Genomic DNA, 16,740 nt, shown 5'->3' with positions numbered 1-16,740 from the left:
TATTCCTGCGAAACAGTTGTGAAACAGAGCCCACAGTAGACAGTTTCTGGTCCGGGAATATGGCCGGGCGCCGTCGCTCGGACGGCAGTACGGCAGTGACGGTGAGAAGGACTCACCGGGTCCAAAGGTGGGTTTCATGAGCAAGAAGAAGGACCTCCTCGTCATCGGCAACGGCATGGTCGGGCACAAGTTCATCGAGAACATGGTTCTCGGCGGCTTCCTGCGCGAATGGAACATCACGACCTTCTGCGAGGAGCCGCGGCTCGCCTATGACCGGGTGAACCTGTCTGCCTTCTTCAGCGGCAAGTCGGCGGATGACCTGTCGATGGTGAAGCCCGGCCTCTACGAGGAGGCGGGGATCCACGTCCACCTGGGCGACAAGGCCGTATCGATCGACCGGCGCAAGAAGGCCGTGACCTCCGCGAAGGGGAAGACGGTCTATTACGACAAGCTCATCCTCGCCACCGGCTCGTACCCGTTCGTCCCGCCGATCAAGGGCAAGGACACGAAGGGCTGCTTCGTGTACCGCACGATCGACGACCTCGAGGCCATGGCGGCCCACGCGAAGGGCGCGAAGGTCGGCACGGTCATCGGCGGCGGCCTGCTCGGGCTCGAGGCGGCCAACGCGCTCAAGAACATGGACCTCCAGGTCCACGTCGTGGAGTTCGCGCCGCGGCTGATGGCCCTCCAGGTGGACGACGCCGGCGGCACGATCCTCCGCCAGAAGATCGAGTCGCTCGGCGTGGAGGTGCACACGAACACCTCGACCACCGAGATCGTCGCCGAGCGCGGCCGCGTGGCGAGGATGCTCTTCGCCGACCAGACCGATCTCGCGACCGACATGATCGTCTTCTCCGCCGGCATCCGCCCGCGGGACGAGCTCGCCAGGGCGTGCGATCTCGCGATCGGCAACCGCGGCGGCGTCGTCATCAACGATCGCTGTCAGACGTCCGATCCGGACATCTACGCGATCGGCGAGTGTGCCAGTTACAGCAACCAGCTCTATGGCCTGGTGGCGCCCGGCTACCACATGGCCAAGGTCGCGGCCGACGCCCTCACCGGCGGGAAGGAGACCTTCAACGGCTTCGACATGAGCACCAAGCTCAAGCTGATGGGCGTGGACGTCGCGAGCTTCGGCGACGCGTTCGCGACGCAGCCCGGCGCGCGCGTGGTCAGCTTCATGAACGCGGCGTCGAACGTCTACAAGAAGCTCGTCGTCAGCGCGGACGGCAAGCACCTCCTCGGCGGCATCCTGGTCGGCGACGCCTCGAACTACGGGCAGCTGCTCCAGCTCGTGCAGAACAAGATCGTGCTCCCGCCGGACCCCGAGGAGCTCATCGTCACCGCGCGCGACGGCGCGAAGCCGGCGGGCTTCGGGGTCGAGGCGCTGCCCGACACCGCCATGATCTGCTCGTGCCTGAACGTCACGAAGAAGGCCATCTGCTCGGCCATCTGCGACGACAAGCACGTCACGGTCGCCGCCATCAAGGGGCACACGAAGGCCGGCACGGGCTGCGGCTCGTGCACCACGCTGATCACCGACATCCTGAAGAAGGAGCTCAAGAAGGCGGGCGTCGCGGTGACGAACTACCTCTGCGAGCACTTCAACTACTCGCGGCAGGAGCTCTATCACCTCGTCCGGATCCACGCGATCAAGACCTTTGACGACCTGATCGAGCGCCACGGCAAGGGCAAGGGGTGCGAGATCTGCAAGCCGGCGGTGGCCTCGATCCTCGCCTCGACGTGGAACGAGCACATCCTGAACAAGAAGCACCTGCCGCTCCAGGACACGAACGATCGCTTCATGGCCAACGTCCAGAAGGACGGCACCTACTCGGTGGTCCCGCGCGTGCCGGCCGGCGAGATCACGCCGGATCAGCTCATCGCCCTCGGGCACGTCGCGAAGAAGTACAGCCTGTACTCGAAGATCACCGGCGGCCAGCGGGTGGACCTGTTCGGCGCGCGGCTGGAGCAGCTGCCCGACATCTGGGGCGAGCTCATCGCCGCCGGCTTCGAGTCGGGGCACGCCTACGGCAAGGCGCTCCGCACCGTGAAGTCGTGCGTGGGCAGCACCTGGTGCCGCTACGGCGTGCAGGACTCGGTGGGCTTCGCGGTCGCGGTCGAGAACCGCTACAAGGGGCTGCGCAGCCCCCACAAGCTGAAGTCCGCCGTGTCCGGCTGCGCGCGCGAGTGCGCCGAGGCGCAGAGCAAGGACTTCGGGATCATCGCGACCGAGAAGGGCTACAACCTCTACCTCTGCGGCAACGGCGGGATGAAGCCGCAGCACGCCCAGCTCTTCGCCGCGGATCTCGACGAGGCGACGCTCATCAAGTACCTCGATCGGTTCCTGATGTTCTACATCCGCACGGCGGATCGGCTCCAGCGCACGGCCACGTGGTTCAACAACCTCGAGGGCGGCATGGATTACCTCAAGCAGGTCATCATCGAGGACTCGCTCGGGATCTGCGAGGAGCTCGAGAAGGAGATGGCCCACCTCATCGCGACCTACGAGTGCGAGTGGAAGGTCGCGGTCTCCGACGCCGACAAGCTCAAGCAGTTCCGCCCGTTCGTGAATGCCGGAGAGCCCGACCGGAGCATCGTCTTCGTCAGCGAGCGGGCGCAGCACCGCCCGGCGGCCTGGAAGGAGAAGTCGAACGTCGTCGAGGAGATGATCTGACCGCGGGTCGACAGGCCTTTTCTGAGAGGGATCGTCATGAACGAGCTGCACACGTCGGAAGCGCCCCGGAACGAGGGCACGACCCAGGGCTGGGTCGAGGTTTGCGGGGTCGAGGACATCATCCCGAACACGGGCGTCTGCGCGCTCGTGGGGAGGCGCCAGGTCGCGGTGGTCCGGGTCGGCGAGGGCGAGGAGATCTACGCCATCAGCAACTTCGACCCGTTCAGCAAGGCGTTCGTCCTCTCGCGCGGCATCGTCGGGGACAAGGGGGGCATTCCCAAGATCGCCTCGCCGATCTACAAGCAGAGCTTCGACCTGCGCACCGGTCAGTGCCTGGACGACCCGGGCGTGCGCGTCCCCGTGTACCCTGCCCGGATCCGGGGCGGGCGCGTCGAGGTCCAGGTCCCGGCAGAGCCGTACGTCGCGGCGAGCTGACCCGATGGGCTGGCGAGGCAGCGCCGCTTTTCTCTTCGCGACGGGCACGCCGCCGTTCGCGGTGTGTCTCTTGAAGTCCTCCGGGCTGGGTTTCCGCGCGGGGTAGACAGGGATTATCGATGAGCGTTGCAAAGGTGTCGGACACTCATTTTCGTTTGCCCATCATCAACTCGCCGCCGAAGATCCACGACAGCAACAAGACCCTGCTGGAGGCGCTCCTCGCGGACCAGCAGAAGCTCACGGCGGTCGAGAAATTCTCGAAGATCCACGAGGAGCACGCGCTCCCGGCTCAATCCAAGTACTACCGCGACCTCATCCCCTTCGAGAAGCCGAAGCCGGGGCAGCAGTACGCCTTCGAGGTCGACCTCGACGCCTGCACGGCGTGCAAGGCGTGCGTCACCGCCTGCCACAGCCTGAACGGCCTCGACGAGGACGAGGTGTGGCGCTCGGTCGGGCTCCTCCACGGCGGCACGCCCCAGGCGCCGGCGCAGCAGAGCGTGACCACGGCGTGCCACCACTGCCTGGATCCGGCGTGCATGACGGGCTGTCCGGTCAAGGCCTACGAGAAGGACCCGGTCACCGGCATCGTCAAGCACCTCGATGATCAGTGCATCGGCTGCCAGTACTGCGTCCTGATGTGTCCCTACGACGCTCCGAAGTTCAACGCGGAGCGGGGGATCGTGCGCAAGTGCGATATGTGCAGCGACCGGCTGGCCAACGACGAGGCCCCGGCGTGCGTGCAGTCGTGCCCCAACGGCGCCATCCGCATCACGGTGGTCGATCAGGCGCAGGCCGTGCAGGAGAGCCAGACAAACGTCTTCCTGCCGGGCGCGGCGGCGCCGGAGATCACGATCCCGACGACCACCTACAAGACGAAGAAGTCGCTCCCGCGCAACATGCTGCCTGCGGACTTCTACCAGGTGAGCCGGGAGCACTCCCATCCTCCGCTCGTCGCCATGCTCGTGCTGACGCAGCTCTCGGTGGGCGCGTTCTGCGTGAACCTGGCCCTCAACGAGCTCCTCGGCGAGCAAGCGACCCGGGATTTCGGCGGCCACAGCGCCACCTTCGCGCTCGTCTTCGGGCTCGCGGCGCTGAATGCGAGCCTCTTGCACCTCGGTCGACCGCAGTACGCGTTCCGGGCGTTCCTGGGGCTCAAGACGTCGTGGCTCAGCCGGGAGATCCTCGGGTTCTCGCTCTTCGCCGGCGCCGCGACCCTCTACGCGGCCTCGTTCTGGGTGCCCTCGATCCCGGCGCTCGCGCCGCTCTTGCCGCTCGGCCCGTTGCAGACGCCGCTGTCCTACGCGGTCGCGCTGAGCGGGATGCTGGGCGTGTTCTGCTCGGTGATGGTGTACGCCGCGACCCAGCGGGAGCACTGGCGCGGGGGCCTGACGGGCTTCAAGTTCGCGGGCACGGCGGCCGTGCTCGGGAGCTCGACGGTCCTGATGGTCGCGCTGCTCCTGAGCCGCGAGCACGCGGCGCTGCTCCTGACCCGCGGCTTCCGCGCGCTGAGCGCGTTCCTGTGCGTGTCGATGGCGCTCAAGCTGGCCGTGGAGCTGTCGATGTTCCGGCACCTCCGGCGGCGGAGCCACTCGACGCTCAAGCGGAGCGCGATCCTGATGGCGGGGGAGCTGAAGGGCGCGACGGGCTGGCGCTTCGCCTGCGGCGCGCTCGGCGGCATCGTCCTGCCCGCGCTCAGCCTCTTCTCGGCGCCGAACAGCGGCGTGAGCTCCGAAGCTTTGATGGCCATGGCGGTCGTGGCGTTCGTGTTCTGCCTCGCGGGGGAGTTCCTCGAGCGGTATCTGTTCTTCGCCGCCGCGCCCGCCTCCAAGATGCCCGGAGGGCTCTCCTGATGACCACCGACGCGAGCGATGCAAAGGCAAAGAAGACGTCAGCGGAGCCGAAGAAGGCCGACAACCTCCTCCTGCAGCGCAACGGGCCGCTGACGCGCGACCTGCTGCTCGCGCCCGGCGAGTTCGGCCTCGGGAGGGTGCCTGCGCGGCTGAAGCCGGATCAGACGACCACGGTCGTGTGCGGCTTCTGCTCGACCGGGTGCGGGCTGAACGTCCACCTCAAGGACGGCGAGGCGATCAACCTCTCGCCGAACACCGACTATCCCGTCAACCTGGGGATGGCGTGCCCGAAGGGCTGGGAGGCGCTCACGCCGCTCCGGGCGAGCGACCGCGCCACGACGCCGCTCCTCAGGAACGCGCGCGGGAAGCTGGAGCGGGTGGAGTGGGACGTCGCGCTGCGCACGTTCGTCGACAGGTTCAAGGCGATCCAGGAGGCGCACGGCAAGGCGTCGGTCGCCTTCATCAGCACGGGGCAGATCGTCACCGAGGAGATGGCCTTCCTCGGGGCGCTCGCGAAGTTCGGGATGGGCATGCTGCACGGGGACGGCAACACCCGGCAGTGCATGGCGACCTCGGTGGTCGCCTACAAGGAGTCGTTCGGGTTCGACGCGCCGCCCTACACGTACCGCGATTTCGAGGAGTCCGACGTCGTGGTGCTCGTCGGCTCGAACCTCTGCATCGCCCACCCGATCATGTGGGAGCGGCTGTGCAAGAACAAGAACCGTCCGGAGATCCTCGTCGTGGATCCGCGCAAGACCGAGACGGCGATGGCGGCGACGGCGCACTATGCGCTGAAGCCGAAATCGGATCTGACGCTGTTCTACGGCATCGCGCACATCCTCATCCAGCGCGGGTGGATCGACAAGGATTACATCGACGCGCACACCGTCGATTTCGAGCAGTTCAGGGCGCACGTCGAGGACTTCACGCCCGCGCGGGTGTCCGCGGCGACGGGGCTCGGCGAGGAGCAGCTCGCGTCGTTCGCCGAGACGATCCACAGCGGAAAGCGGGTGTCGTTCTGGTGGACGATGGGCGTCAACCAGAGCCACGAGGGCGTGCGGGTCGCGCAGGCGATCATCAACCTCGCGCTGATGACGGGGAACATCGGGCGGCCCGGGACCGGGGCGAACTCCATCACGGGCCAGTGCAACGCGATGGGCTCGCGGATGTTCAGCAACACGACGGGCCTGTTCGCCGGCCACGACTTCACGAAGGAGGAGCACCGGAAGAAGATCGCCGCGCTCCTCGACATCCCGGAGGAGGTCATCCCGACCCGGAACAGCCTGGCCTACGACCAGATCATCGAAGGCATCTTGAAGGGGAAGATCAAGGGCCTCTGGATCATCGCGACGAACCCGGCCCACTCCTGGATCAACCAGGAGGACATGCACGAGCTCCTCGGCCGCCTGGAGTTCCTCGTTGTGCAGGACATGTATGCCACGACCGAGACGGCGGAGCGCGCGCACCTCGTCCTCCCGGCGGCCTCGTGGGCCGAGAAGGAGGGCACGTTCATCAACTCGGAGCGGCGCATCGGCCTCGTGAAGAAGGTCGCGCGGGCGCCCGGCCAGGCGCTGGCCGACTTCCACATCTTCCAGCTCGTGGCCCAGTACTGGGGCTGCGGCGACCTGCTCGAGGAGTGGAAGAGCCCCGAGGCCGTCTTCCAGATCATGAAGCGGCTCTCGAAGGGGCAGCCGTGCGACATCACCGGCATCGACGACTACGCGATGCTCGACGAGCGCGGGGGCATCCAGTGGCCCTACCCCGAGGGGGCGGCCTTCGAGACGAACGAGCGGCGGCTGTTCGAGGACGGCCAGTACTACCGGCCGGATCAGAGGGCGAAGTTCGCCTTCCAGGCGCCCCGCCAGCTGCCGGAGCCGACCGACGAGCAGTATCCGTTCACGCTGCTCACCGGGCGAGGGAGCTCCAGCCAGTGGCACACGCAGACGCGGACCAAGAAGTCGGCGGTGCTGCAGCGGCTCTATCCGAAGGAGATCTACGTCGAGGTGAGCCCGGTCGACGCGAAGAAGCTCGGGTTCGAGATGAACGAGTGGGTGGTCATCGCGTCGCGCCGCGCCGAGATCAAGGCGCGGGCGTTCGTCACGAACTCGGTGCAGCCGGGGGAGATCTTCATCCCGATGCACTACGAGGTCACGAACAAGCTGACGTTCCCGGCGTTCGATCAGTATTCCCGGCAGCCCTCGTACAAGGCGTGCGCGGTGAAGATGCGGCGCGAGGAAGATCGCGGGTAGCACCGCGCCGGCCACGTATCCCTGCGAGGTGTCGTCAGCGCCGCCGGAGCGGTTTCACGACGAGCACGCCGGTCTGGACGTAGCGCTCGTAGACGGCACGCAGCTCCACCTCGTTGAGCCCCCGGTCGTCGCCGTCGAGGGTGTAGAGCCCGCGCACCGGGTCGCGGTGGGCGTTCGCCTGGAACTCCTCCCAGCTCATGTCGTCGTCTCCGCTCGGCGTGGATCCGTCATCCTCGGATGAAGAGGTGGGATCCATGCCGCCGCAACCGGCGAGCACGAGCGCACAGAGAAAGACAGAGAGGGAGCACCCGACGCCGCTCCTGGACAGACGCCCCGAAGACGATCCTTGATTCATTGGAACACCTTTCGCGATCAGATCACACGTTGTTCGCAGCCAAGAGAATCTTGCCGGCGGCGATTCGACAACCAGCGCCGCGAGCATCGGCCATGATGACACACGAATCCAGGGACATGGAAGTCCCACGCGGGAGCTGCAGCGCACCTGGGTCGCCGCCGGCGGGGGGTTGCGGTCACAGCGGCGACTGCGCCGTGCGAGCCAGGAGGATAAAGTGGAGCTCGCACCGCACCTGCCACGGGTCGTGCAGATCGAACGAAACCGGCGCGCCTGGGCTACCTCGGCCCCATCTTCCCTCTGCGGAGCGTGGTCCTGGAAGTGGGGGTCGGGTTCGACCGACTCGGCCAGACGAACACGTCCCAGAACGACCACGCCGACCCGTACTTTGCGGCCGAATGGGCGATGCCGTTCTCTTACAGAGAATGGCGGCTCTCGCTGTTCCTCGATGAGGCCGCCTCCACTCCACAGCCTGCGGGGTGTGCTCGAGCGCCGGCGACGGTGGAGGAGCTCGTCCCGTCGCTCGTCGAGCGAGGAAGCGGGCACGTAGCCTGCGTCCCCTGCCGTTGCCGCGCCTTGCCGTTCCGTGTACACAGGTCGGATGATTCGAGCACGAGGCTACGCCACGCAAGACGCACAATCGCCCCTCGCTCCGTTCTCGTTCGACCGGCGAGAGCCGGGCGAGCACGACGTGGTGATCGCGATCTCCCATTGCGGGATCTGCCATTCCGACATTCATCAGGCCCGAGGCGAGTGGGGCAATTCGATGTACCCCATGGTGCCGGGCCACGAGATCGTCGGCCACGTGAAGGCCGTCGGGAAGGGCGTCACGAAGTTCCGCGAGGGAGACCGCGTCGGCGTCGGTTGTTTCGTCGACTCGTGCCGCGTCTGCGGGTCCTGCCAGGAGGGGCTCGAGCAGTACTGCGCGAGCGGGATGGTCGCCACGTACAACGGCATGGAGAGGGACGGCAAGACGCCGACGTTCGGCGGCTACTCCGATGTCCTCGTGACGGACGAGAACTACGTGCTCCGCGTGCCGACGAGCCTCGACCCCGCGGCCGTGGCGCCGCTGCTCTGCGCCGGCATCACGACCTACTCGCCCCTGCGCCACTGGAACGTGGGCCCGGGGCAGAGGGTCGCCGTCGTCGGCCTCGGCGGGCTCGGGCACATGGGCGTGAAGTTCGCCGCGTCGCTCGGCGCCGAGGTCACCGTGATCAGCACGTCGAGGCGGAAGGAGGCCGACGCGCGCAGGCTCGGCGCCAATCACTTCCTCGTGAGCACCGACCCGAGCGCGGTCGCCTCGGCGGCGGGCTCGTTCGACTTCATCCTCGACACCGTGTCGGCCTCGCACGACGTGAACGCGCTCATCGGCACGCTCCGGCGCGACGGCACGCTCGTGCTCGTGGGCGCGCCGGAGAAGCCGCTCGAGATCGGGGCCTTCGGCCTGCTCCTCGGCCGCCGTCGGTTCGCGGGCTCCGCGATCGGCGGGATCAAGGAGACCCAGGAGATGCTCGATTACTGCGGCGAGCGCGGGATCGTCTCCGACGTGGAGGTGATCCCGATCCAGCAGGTCAACGAGGCGTACGAGCGGACCGTGAAGGGCGACGTTCGTTACCGCTTCGTGATCGACATGAAGAGCCTCTCGGCCTGACGCTCAGCCGAGCGCGTCCCGAAGCACGATTGTCTCGTCCCGCCGCGGCCCCACCGACACAAGGAACACCGGCACACCGGCAGATCGAGCCAGCCCGTTCGCCTCGGCCTGCCCGTCACCGTGCCGAGCTCGCCTCCCGCGACCCCAGCGCAGAGCCGATTCGTGAGATTTTCCGTGGAGGGGCAGGTTACAGAAGGCGACGATCGCACACTCGCGGGCTACGCGAGTAGCCCTGTGATACCCGTAACGTCAGAAGGTATAAGGATGGGTCGTGAGTCCAACTCGATCACGCTGAACCTGGAGTCACTCAGGGCCCTTGGGAGCTGGGCAGCGGATTGCGCTGAGAGGGCGCTGTCCGTGTATGAGACGCATGCTGATTCAGATTCCCGGCCCCGTGCGGCGATTGAAGGCATCCGGGGGTTTGCCCGTGGGGGAAAGCGCACGGCTCAGTTGCGCTCCCTTGCCTGGGAGGCGAATGCCGCTGCACGTGAGATCGGCGATCCCGCTGCAGCAGCCGCCGCTCGCGCCGCGAGCCTTGCAGCGGCGATCGCCTACACGCATCCGCTGGCGACTGTCCACCAAACAAAGCACATTGTCGGCCCAGCGGCCTATGCCGCACTGGCAATCGAGCTCGGCCGCGCCGGCGATCCAAGCATCGGTGATGGCGAGGTTCGCTGGGCGATCGAGCACGCCACCTCTGAAGTGCGCGAAGTCTTGCAGCAGATGCCCGCTCGTCAAGCGGGCAACAGTCGATTGGACACGATCCTCTATCAGCTGGATGCGGGCATCCGCAGTCGGACCTTGCCTCAAGACTCGCGCCTTCGTCCGGTGTAGGGCCCGCACGGTCCTGCGCCGGTCTCCTTGACAAGGTGGGGCAGCCTTCGGATACGCTATCTTTCCACGATGCGTGGGGGGGCGGCACGAGGGGGTGGGATCGGAAGGTGAGCGCGTCCTGTCGCGAGAGAACCGTGGGAGGTGCTCCGGCCGGCAGGCACGCTCGAGCGCTTCGGGCCGGGGTATCTGCAGGTCGAGGACCCGTTTGTAAAGGAAGCGGAGCGCGCACAGCGCTTCAGCCGCCGTTTTTCCCGGAGATCGAGCTGAACGATCGCTTCATCGTGGTCGATCACGCGGGCCAGGTGCCAGAGTCCTCTGTCCGGGGCTTCGCCAATCGCGCGGAACTTAGCGGATGTCGTCGACGCTCACGCCGAGTCGCTCGGCGTAGAGGCCAAGGGTGCGCTGCCACGCCGGGCGGGCCTGACAGCGCTCGTAGTAGGCCTTGAGCCTCGGGAAGGGCTCCATCAGGTCGGTCTTGCGGATGCTTTCGGCCACCACGAAGCCGTCGTCGTCGATGACCGGCGCCTGGTGGAAGGGGCTGATGCGGCCGTAGGCGTCGCTGTCGAGCTCGCCGGCGGTGTGGTCGAGCGCGTGGACTCGATATGGCAGCCCGGTCTCCTCGAGCGCCCACTGCGCCCGAACTTCGCCCGTTGCTACCGCCGCCGCCGCCCCTTGGCCGACGCCGCCTCCGATGCCGCAAGGTGTTTGTCGGTCCCTGGTATCGGCGAACAAGGCATTGACCAGAGGAGAGAACGCGTCGGTCACGTCGTTGTTGCCCGCGCCCTGCCGTCGCCCTCGCATCGCACGGCAAGCCTATGTCCCTGGCCTGCTCGGCGTCAGGATGGGCTCTAGCCAAACGGGTACAGGATTTGCTCCGCTACCTCTGCCCGCGACGGCGCCGCGAGAGGGAGAGGCCAAGGAGCGCCGCGGAGAGGAGGGCGACACCGCGGCCCGAGCAGGCTGCCTGACCGACGCTGCACGCGGCGGCGGCCGACGGCGCCTCGTCGGGCGCGCCGGTGCCGGTGTGCGTTGCGGCTCGCGGATCGCGCAATGACGCCGGCGAGGCGCCGGGCTCGTGGAGGAGGTCCCCCGCTCGCGCCCATGGATCCATGGGCTCGCCCGGGGCGAGCGCGGTGAGCGTGAGGTCGTACCGCTCCTCGTCCTCGGCGTCGACGGGCGCCGCCTCGCCGGGCGACGCGGCGAGATGGAAGGCCGGCGCCTCTGTGCTCGTCACCTTGAACAGCGTGTCACCGATGGTCACGTACCAGTCCCCATCGAACCAGCGCCCGTGTCCGAGGTCGCTGCTGATCTCCTCCGGGGCGGCCCCAGGCCGCCCGATGTAACGCTTCTCGTCGTTGAGGAACATGACCTCGCCGGTATCGCTGATGCCGTCGTGCCCGATGCGCAACTCCTGCTGATCGAACTGGCTCGGCGTTGCGAAGTTGCTCAGCTGGTACTCGTCGCCCGCGGGGGTCCGCAGCCACACCTGGTTGACGGCCCCGTCGCTCTTCAGGTAGCCCGCATACCCTGCGTGCAGCAGCAGCCCTGCAGCATCGCCGGTCCTGGAGTCGCCGAGGAACACCTCCTCGCCATCGGCCTTGTAGAGGTAGCTCGAGCTCACCGGTCCATTCCACCACCGGCCGGCGACGTTCGTCCCGTCGGTGATCGGCCGTTGCAAGTAGCCGGGATGGCTCCCGAGGCGGATCTCGCCCGGCCCGTGGATCCACGGCTCTTCGTACGTGCTGTAGTAGATGCCGCCTGACGCCGCGATGTCCGCCTGGAACTGCGACGCGCTGCCGGGATCGAGCCCCAAGCTCGTCGCGATGCCTGTCGATATCGTGTGCACGATGGTCTCGTCGTCGTCGGCCCCCGTCCACAGAAACGTATCGCCGTCAACCGCGTCGAGCCGCCCCTTCCTGCGCGTCTGGTCCCGCGCGCCGTCTTTCCACATGAAGACGTATCCGTACCAAGCTTGCATGACGACGCCGGACGGCGTGAGCGCCCCCTGACCGGGCTCGTGCATCCACTCATGGTGGAGCGTGAGCTCCGTGAGCCACGTCACCTGCTGAGTCATGCGATCGACGACGCCGACCTGGAGCCCGTGATCGATGAACAGGACGCGCGTCGCGTCGAAATCGATGATGGCGCCGGGGGCGCGCTGGACGGCGGTGAGCTTCGGGCTCCGCTCGACGTAGGCGCGCGGGAGCGACCCGTCGTAGAGGACGGGTCCCCCGCCGATCGGCGTCCCGCTCCAGGCGGGTCCCACGCCGTCCATGGCCTCGAGCCTGACCGTGAGCACCTCGCCCGACTGAAGCGGCGATGACAGGTATTGCAGCACGTCCATCCTCCCTGGCACCGACGACGGGACGCCCTCCAGCACTTCATCGCGCACCTGGCTCCGGACGCGCGCCTTGAACTGCGTGCAGGAATAGGGAGGGATCCCGACGCACGTCGCAGCGATGCGGGTGTCCCCGGTGAGCGTGCGGTTTGGCCGCGGGCTCGTCACCCAGACGCTGGGCGGCGCGTACTTATGCACGGTATACTGCTTCGTCCGCGCTTGTCCGAGCTTGTCGTACGCGACGAACGTCAAGGTGTGAGGGCCGTAGGGTACCGTGCTCGTGTCGATTTTCGCGTAGTAACGATGATTGTAGTCGTTGAATGTGAGCGGGGTCGTCACCCCTGCGTATTCCGCTTCGACGAAGGAGACATCTTCGTGCGGTATCGCAGCGATGCTGACGTCGATGGTGTTGAAATCGGATATCGCGCTCTTGTAATCTTTTCTCCAGGTGGTCCGCCCATAGAACTGGATCTGGTCCAGGACCACCTCTGCCAGCGCGGCCGTGGTCGAGAGGGACATCCACGATGCAACGGCACAGCCGATGAGCGTCCGAGGGGAATGCATGGGGCCTCCATGGGTAGCACGGGGCTCTGATGCAGCCGCGGCTCGCCCCATTCAGCCGGCCGGGCCCGCGACACGGGCGTTACGCCTCGACGGTACGCCGCGTGCCGCGCGCCAGCGTCGCCGCGCTGCTCCGCGCCCGCGGCTTGGCGCAAAGGCCCGGACCGTACGGGCGGAACCTGGAGCGTATCCCGGGGGCGAGGCGGCGCGCTCTGGTGGCCGGGTAAGAAGCCAGGGAAGAGGAGCAACATCGCAGCCATCGTGGATTGCTGCGAGAGGCACGAGGATGAGTGCGGGCTCGGAGTAGACTGGGCGGGAGCGCACGAGCGGGCGTCGTCCAGCGGCGCGGCGTCGCCTCGGGTTTGAACTTCCTTCTCCCAAGGCGAGTCTGGTAAGTTCAGCATCGATGCCTCTGGACCCTGCACGAGCGACGGAGCTTGTCAGCCAGCTCGACGCAGCGCGTGAGCCATGCCAGCTTGAAGTCGTTGGGCGGCCGAGGGGTCCGCACCGTCACAGCGGCTGCGGTTCAGGTCGGGCGACCCACCCGTCCGCTCCGTGCCCACATCGGCCGGCTGAATCTGGATCCTCGCAGGCGGCGCAGGGTTCTCACGGGACATGGAGATGACGGCGCTCATCCGACTATATGACGCGGGACTGGGGCTCATCATCGAGCACGCGAGCGGGGTTCTGTATACGAATCAGACATGCGGCGTTTGCTGCACACACCCCGAGTTGGAGGGCGTCTTCGTCCCGTTCGATGCCGAGGAGAGTCGGCTGCAGCTCGATGCCCACTTCGAGGGCCCCAAATATCGAGGGACTGGCGCCATGCACGGCATCGACGAAGAGGACGCGGTCTTCATCGAGTCGGTCTTGCGCGATGGGCGCATCGAGGTCCCTCTCGTCGTGGATCGCTCCCACCTCAAGAAATCGCACGAGGCCTGGGTACACGTGCTCATCGAGGCTGAGACTGCGCCATTTTCTACTGTCTCGGGTTTCGGCCCGTACCCCCGACGAGGAGTGCTGACATGGCCAAACTCAGATTAGTGACCGAGGACGCGCCGCCCAACAAGCGGCTGGTGCCGACGGCGCGCCGAGCCTCTCGGCGCGGCGCACCGCAGCACACCCGCGGTCGTTAGGCAGACGTGGACATGAGCGAAGCACTGACAGAAGCAAAACGCGAGATTCGCTCTCGGTTCGGATCGAGCGTTCAATGCCGCCAAGAAGGCGGCATGCTCACAATCGGGTTTATCGGTCGCGATGAATCCGTGGGCGTCACGGTGTCTGATGCCGAGCGTCCCTCTTTCAACGTCAGCTACCCGGGCTTCGGACCGGACGCAGCCTCATGGCGGGAGCTGCGAGAGCAATCTGCGGAAGGCGTCCTCCTTCCTGGGGTGCTCTCGATAGTCGAAGCGATCAGGCAGGATGGCGCAGTCCTCCCCGAGTTCCCCAGACCAGGGCTCCGTGGTCGGCCTGCAAGAAGCCCCCGATGAGATCGGTTCTTCCTCGCTAAGCGCGAGGCCACCGCCCGGCACGAGCAGGTGGACGTGGGCCAGGCATGCCGGAAACCGGGTCTGATTGCGCGAGGCGCTGCCGCGGCGTTTGGCGCTAACAACGACATTACTACCGATGGGCCGTCTCTGGAAGACAGCATCCATTGCCAGCCCACCGCTGCCGCAGCAGGGACAGCAGCGATTGCCAGAGCGGCACCGTCACAGCGGGGACAGCCGCGATTGCCCATGGGAGAGGGTCACAGCGGGGACAGCAGTGATGGCCAGGATGGCATCATCACAGCCCGGCCCCACCCCGGCGCGCGCCGGGGGTCAGACCCCGCGCGGAAAGTCGCCCTGCGGCGGGATGCGCGGGTCCTCGGTGGGGTCGGGCGACGGCGGCTCGGGTTGCTCCGGGCCCGGGTCGCCCGGGTTGGGCGGCAGCGGGTCCTCGTCGTCGCCGCCGGGTACGTCCGTCTTTGCGAGCTCATGGGCGCGGTTGTTCATGACGTTCTTCAAGTGCAATTCCCGAGCCATTGTAATTTTCGCGCTGGACAACCCGGACAGCGCGCCGCTTGACGCCGCGCCCCGGCATCCGTGATCTGCGGCCGGCGTGCTCTCGATCCGCCACGACCCGTTCCCGCTGGAGGCCGCCCGCGACCTGCTCGGCATCGTGCGCGCGCTCTACGCCGCGGCGCGCGCGCGCGGGGCGAGCGTGGCAGATCTCCACGCCATCGCCGCGGTCGGCGACGATCTGCGGCAGGCGATCGCCCTCGCCGCGGCCCACCCGCCCGGCACGCTCGGCTTCTCGTCGGCGTGGACCCGCGCCGAGCGCGCGGCGGGCCGCGTCGGCGAGCTCGCGGACGCGCTCGCGCCCGCGGCGCCGATCGTCCGCGCCGCCGTGGCGCGCGTCGACGGCGGCGGCGTCACGCCCGGGTGAGCGCCCCCGCGATGGGGTGATCCGGCGGGATGGGCCAGGCGAGGGCGCGCGAGGCGACCGCGCAGTACGCGGCGAGGCGCTCGCGCGGCACCGGGGCGCGCGAGCCGAGGCGACCGAGGTTGTCGATGAGCAGCTCGAGGCAGCTGTTGCCCACCCGCTCCCCGACGCCGAGCGCCGTGGCGTGGACCCGCTCGACGCCGCACGCCGCCGCCCAGAGCGCGGCGGCGAGGCCGAGGCCGCGATCGTTGTGGCCGTGCCAGTCGAGCTCGATCCGGGCCGCGCCCAGCGCGGCGAGCTCGCGCCGGGCGAACGCGACGAGCGCCGCGACCCCCGGCGGGGTGACATGGCCGGTCGTGTCGCAGAGACAGAGGCGCGCCGCGCCGGCGTCCACGGCGGCGCGGAAGAGCGTGTCGAGCATGGCGGGCGGCGAGCGGGTCGCGTCCTCCGCGACGAGGCAGAAGGGCAAGCCGGCCGCCGCGGCGGCCCGGCCGGCCGCCTCGACGCTGCGGGCCAGGAAGTCAGGCCCCCACCCCTCGACGAAGTGCCGGATCGGCGAGCTGCCGATGAACGCGTAGACAACGATCGGCGCCCCCGTGCGGTCCGCGACGCGGGCGACCTCCTCGATGTCCGCGGCGATCGTGCGCGCGGCCGCGGTCAGGGCGAGCGGCAGCCTGGACGAGACGATCTCCCGGGCGAGCAGGCACGCGTCCTCGAGCTGCCGCGGCCCGGCCGCCGGGATGCCGAGGTTCACCGCGTCGACGCCGATGCTCGCCATCGCGTGGAGCAGCTCGATCTTGTGCGCGCTCGGCGGGTTGACGGTGGAGACGCCCTGGATGCCGTCGCGCAGCGTCTCGTCGAGCACCTCGACCGGCCGGGCTCCCCGGCCGAAGGGCAGCCACGCCTCGGCCTCGGCGCACGCCGCAGCCCAGGCCTCGGCCGGCACGCCGCCCGGCGGCAGCCGGCGCTCCGCGGGCGCGGGCTCGGCGCGATTCCAGTCGAACAGGGCCGCTGCGCCGGGTTCCCGGTCGTCGGGGCTCATGCGCTGCATGTCATCTCGCGGGGGCTCTCGGCGTGGCGCATGCGCGGCGCGCCGCGTCGAGCCGGCGCGGGGGAGAGGTTACTTCATGTCGGCCCTCGGAGCAGGTCCCGATCTCCCGGCCGGAGCCCGCCGCGACCTCGACCTGCGCGCCCGGCCCGCTGCGCGACCTCGACCTGCGCGCCCGGCCCGCTGCGCGACCTCGACCTGCGCGCCCGGCCCGCTGCGCGCACCGGCTCACTGCGCGCCTGATTTGCCGGGTTCGTCGCTCCGGGCATCGACGATCCCATGCGCCTCGAGCGGGCCGCGCTGCGGGCGGCCGGACCAGCA

General features: G+C 68.2%; 14 protein-coding genes. 8 read left to right on the top strand and 6 right to left on the bottom strand.

Features of this window, described 5'->3' with window-relative positions; all coding sequences use genetic code 11:
* The first annotated feature begins 136 nt into the window (after positions 1–136).
* The 4 genes from nirB (at position 137) to WMF28_RS41800 (ending at position 7,211) form a co-directional block, all read left to right on the top strand.
* On the top strand, positions 137–2,677 hold the full coding sequence (nirB, locus tag WMF28_RS41815; protein WP_437599330.1) for a nitrite reductase large subunit NirB: 2,541 nt from the start codon (positions 137–139) through the stop codon (positions 2,675–2,677).
* Between the two features lie 36 nt (positions 2,678–2,713).
* Complete coding sequence (gene nirD / locus WMF28_RS41810; protein WP_437599329.1) at positions 2,714–3,112, top strand: nitrite reductase small subunit NirD; 399 nt, start codon at positions 2,714–2,716, stop codon at positions 3,110–3,112.
* Between the two features lie 119 nt (positions 3,113–3,231).
* Positions 3,232–4,962: a DmsC/YnfH family molybdoenzyme membrane anchor subunit gene (locus tag WMF28_RS41805; protein WP_437599328.1), complete on the top strand. Its 1,731-nt coding sequence runs from the start codon at positions 3,232–3,234 to the stop codon at positions 4,960–4,962.
* Positions 4,962–7,211 carry a molybdopterin oxidoreductase family protein gene (locus WMF28_RS41800; RefSeq protein WP_437599327.1) on the top strand — a complete coding sequence of 750 codons (2,250 nt, stop codon included), beginning with the start codon at positions 4,962–4,964 and terminating at the stop codon, positions 7,209–7,211. Before WMF28_RS41805 ends, WMF28_RS41800 begins: the two co-directional genes overlap by 1 nt.
* A 34-nt stretch (positions 7,212–7,245) precedes the next feature.
* On the opposite strand, the gene WMF28_RS41795 is transcribed toward WMF28_RS41800, so the two are convergent.
* Positions 7,246–7,410 carry a hypothetical protein gene (locus WMF28_RS41795; protein WP_437599326.1) on the bottom strand — a complete coding sequence of 55 codons (165 nt, stop codon included), beginning with the start codon at positions 7,408–7,410 and terminating at the stop codon, positions 7,246–7,248.
* Positions 7,411–8,164: 754 nt separating this feature from the next.
* Between WMF28_RS41795 and WMF28_RS41790 the strand changes: the two genes are divergently transcribed.
* Positions 8,165–9,214, top strand: coding sequence for an NAD(P)-dependent alcohol dehydrogenase (locus WMF28_RS41790; protein ID WP_437599325.1), 1,050 nt, complete (start codon positions 8,165–8,167; stop codon positions 9,212–9,214).
* Here the strand turns inward: WMF28_RS41790 and WMF28_RS41785 are convergent.
* On the bottom strand, positions 9,175–9,423 hold the full coding sequence (locus tag WMF28_RS41785) for an adenylosuccinate synthetase (RefSeq protein WP_437599324.1): 249 nt from the start codon (positions 9,421–9,423) through the stop codon (positions 9,175–9,177). The genes WMF28_RS41790 and WMF28_RS41785 overlap by 40 nt on opposite strands.
* A gap of 55 nt (positions 9,424–9,478) precedes the next feature.
* On the opposite strand from WMF28_RS41785, the gene WMF28_RS41780 reads away from it, so the two are divergent.
* On the top strand, positions 9,479–10,048 hold the full coding sequence (locus WMF28_RS41780; RefSeq protein ID WP_437599323.1) for a putative immunity protein: 570 nt from the start codon (positions 9,479–9,481) through the stop codon (positions 10,046–10,048).
* A gap of 345 nt (positions 10,049–10,393) precedes the next feature.
* Here WMF28_RS41780 and WMF28_RS41775 read toward each other — a convergent pair whose 3' ends face one another.
* The gene (locus tag WMF28_RS41775) at positions 10,394–10,813 is read right to left on the bottom strand and encodes a glutathione S-transferase N-terminal domain-containing protein (RefSeq protein WP_437599322.1); all 420 of its coding nucleotides are present in this window, start codon (positions 10,811–10,813) and stop codon (positions 10,394–10,396) included.
* 112 nt (positions 10,814–10,925) lie between these two features.
* Positions 10,926–12,950 carry a hypothetical protein gene (locus WMF28_RS41770; RefSeq protein ID WP_437599321.1) on the bottom strand — a complete coding sequence of 675 codons (2,025 nt, stop codon included), beginning with the start codon at positions 12,948–12,950 and terminating at the stop codon, positions 10,926–10,928.
* A gap of 618 nt (positions 12,951–13,568) precedes the next feature.
* Between WMF28_RS41770 and WMF28_RS41765 the strand changes: the two genes are divergently transcribed.
* Positions 13,569–13,991, top strand: coding sequence for a DUF6210 family protein (locus WMF28_RS41765; protein WP_437599320.1), 423 nt, complete (start codon positions 13,569–13,571; stop codon positions 13,989–13,991).
* A gap of 776 nt (positions 13,992–14,767) precedes the next feature.
* Here WMF28_RS41765 and WMF28_RS41760 read toward each other — a convergent pair.
* Positions 14,768–14,953 carry a hypothetical protein gene (locus tag WMF28_RS41760; RefSeq protein ID WP_437599319.1) on the bottom strand — a complete coding sequence of 62 codons (186 nt, stop codon included), beginning with the start codon at positions 14,951–14,953 and terminating at the stop codon, positions 14,768–14,770.
* Positions 14,954–15,047: 94 nt separating this feature from the next.
* Here WMF28_RS41760 and WMF28_RS41755 point away from each other — a divergent pair, with 94 nt between their 5' ends.
* Entirely contained in the window at positions 15,048–15,374 is a 327-nt protein-coding gene (locus WMF28_RS41755) for a hypothetical protein (RefSeq protein WP_437599318.1), read from the top strand.
* Here the strand turns inward: WMF28_RS41755 and WMF28_RS41750 are convergent.
* Positions 15,361–16,413, bottom strand: a complete 1,053-nt coding sequence (locus tag WMF28_RS41750) for a 2-isopropylmalate synthase (RefSeq protein WP_437599317.1) — start codon at positions 16,411–16,413, stop codon at positions 15,361–15,363. The genes WMF28_RS41755 and WMF28_RS41750 overlap by 14 nt on opposite strands.
* Between the last annotated feature and the right edge of the window lie 327 nt (positions 16,414–16,740).

Source organism: Sorangium sp. So ce590, from assembly GCF_051521365.1.
In the GTDB taxonomy this organism is placed as follows: domain Bacteria; phylum Myxococcota_A; class Polyangia; order Polyangiales; family Polyangiaceae; genus Sorangium.
The sequence above is the reverse complement of the archived record's forward strand: the minus strand, read 5'-3'. Positions and strand labels throughout refer to the sequence as shown.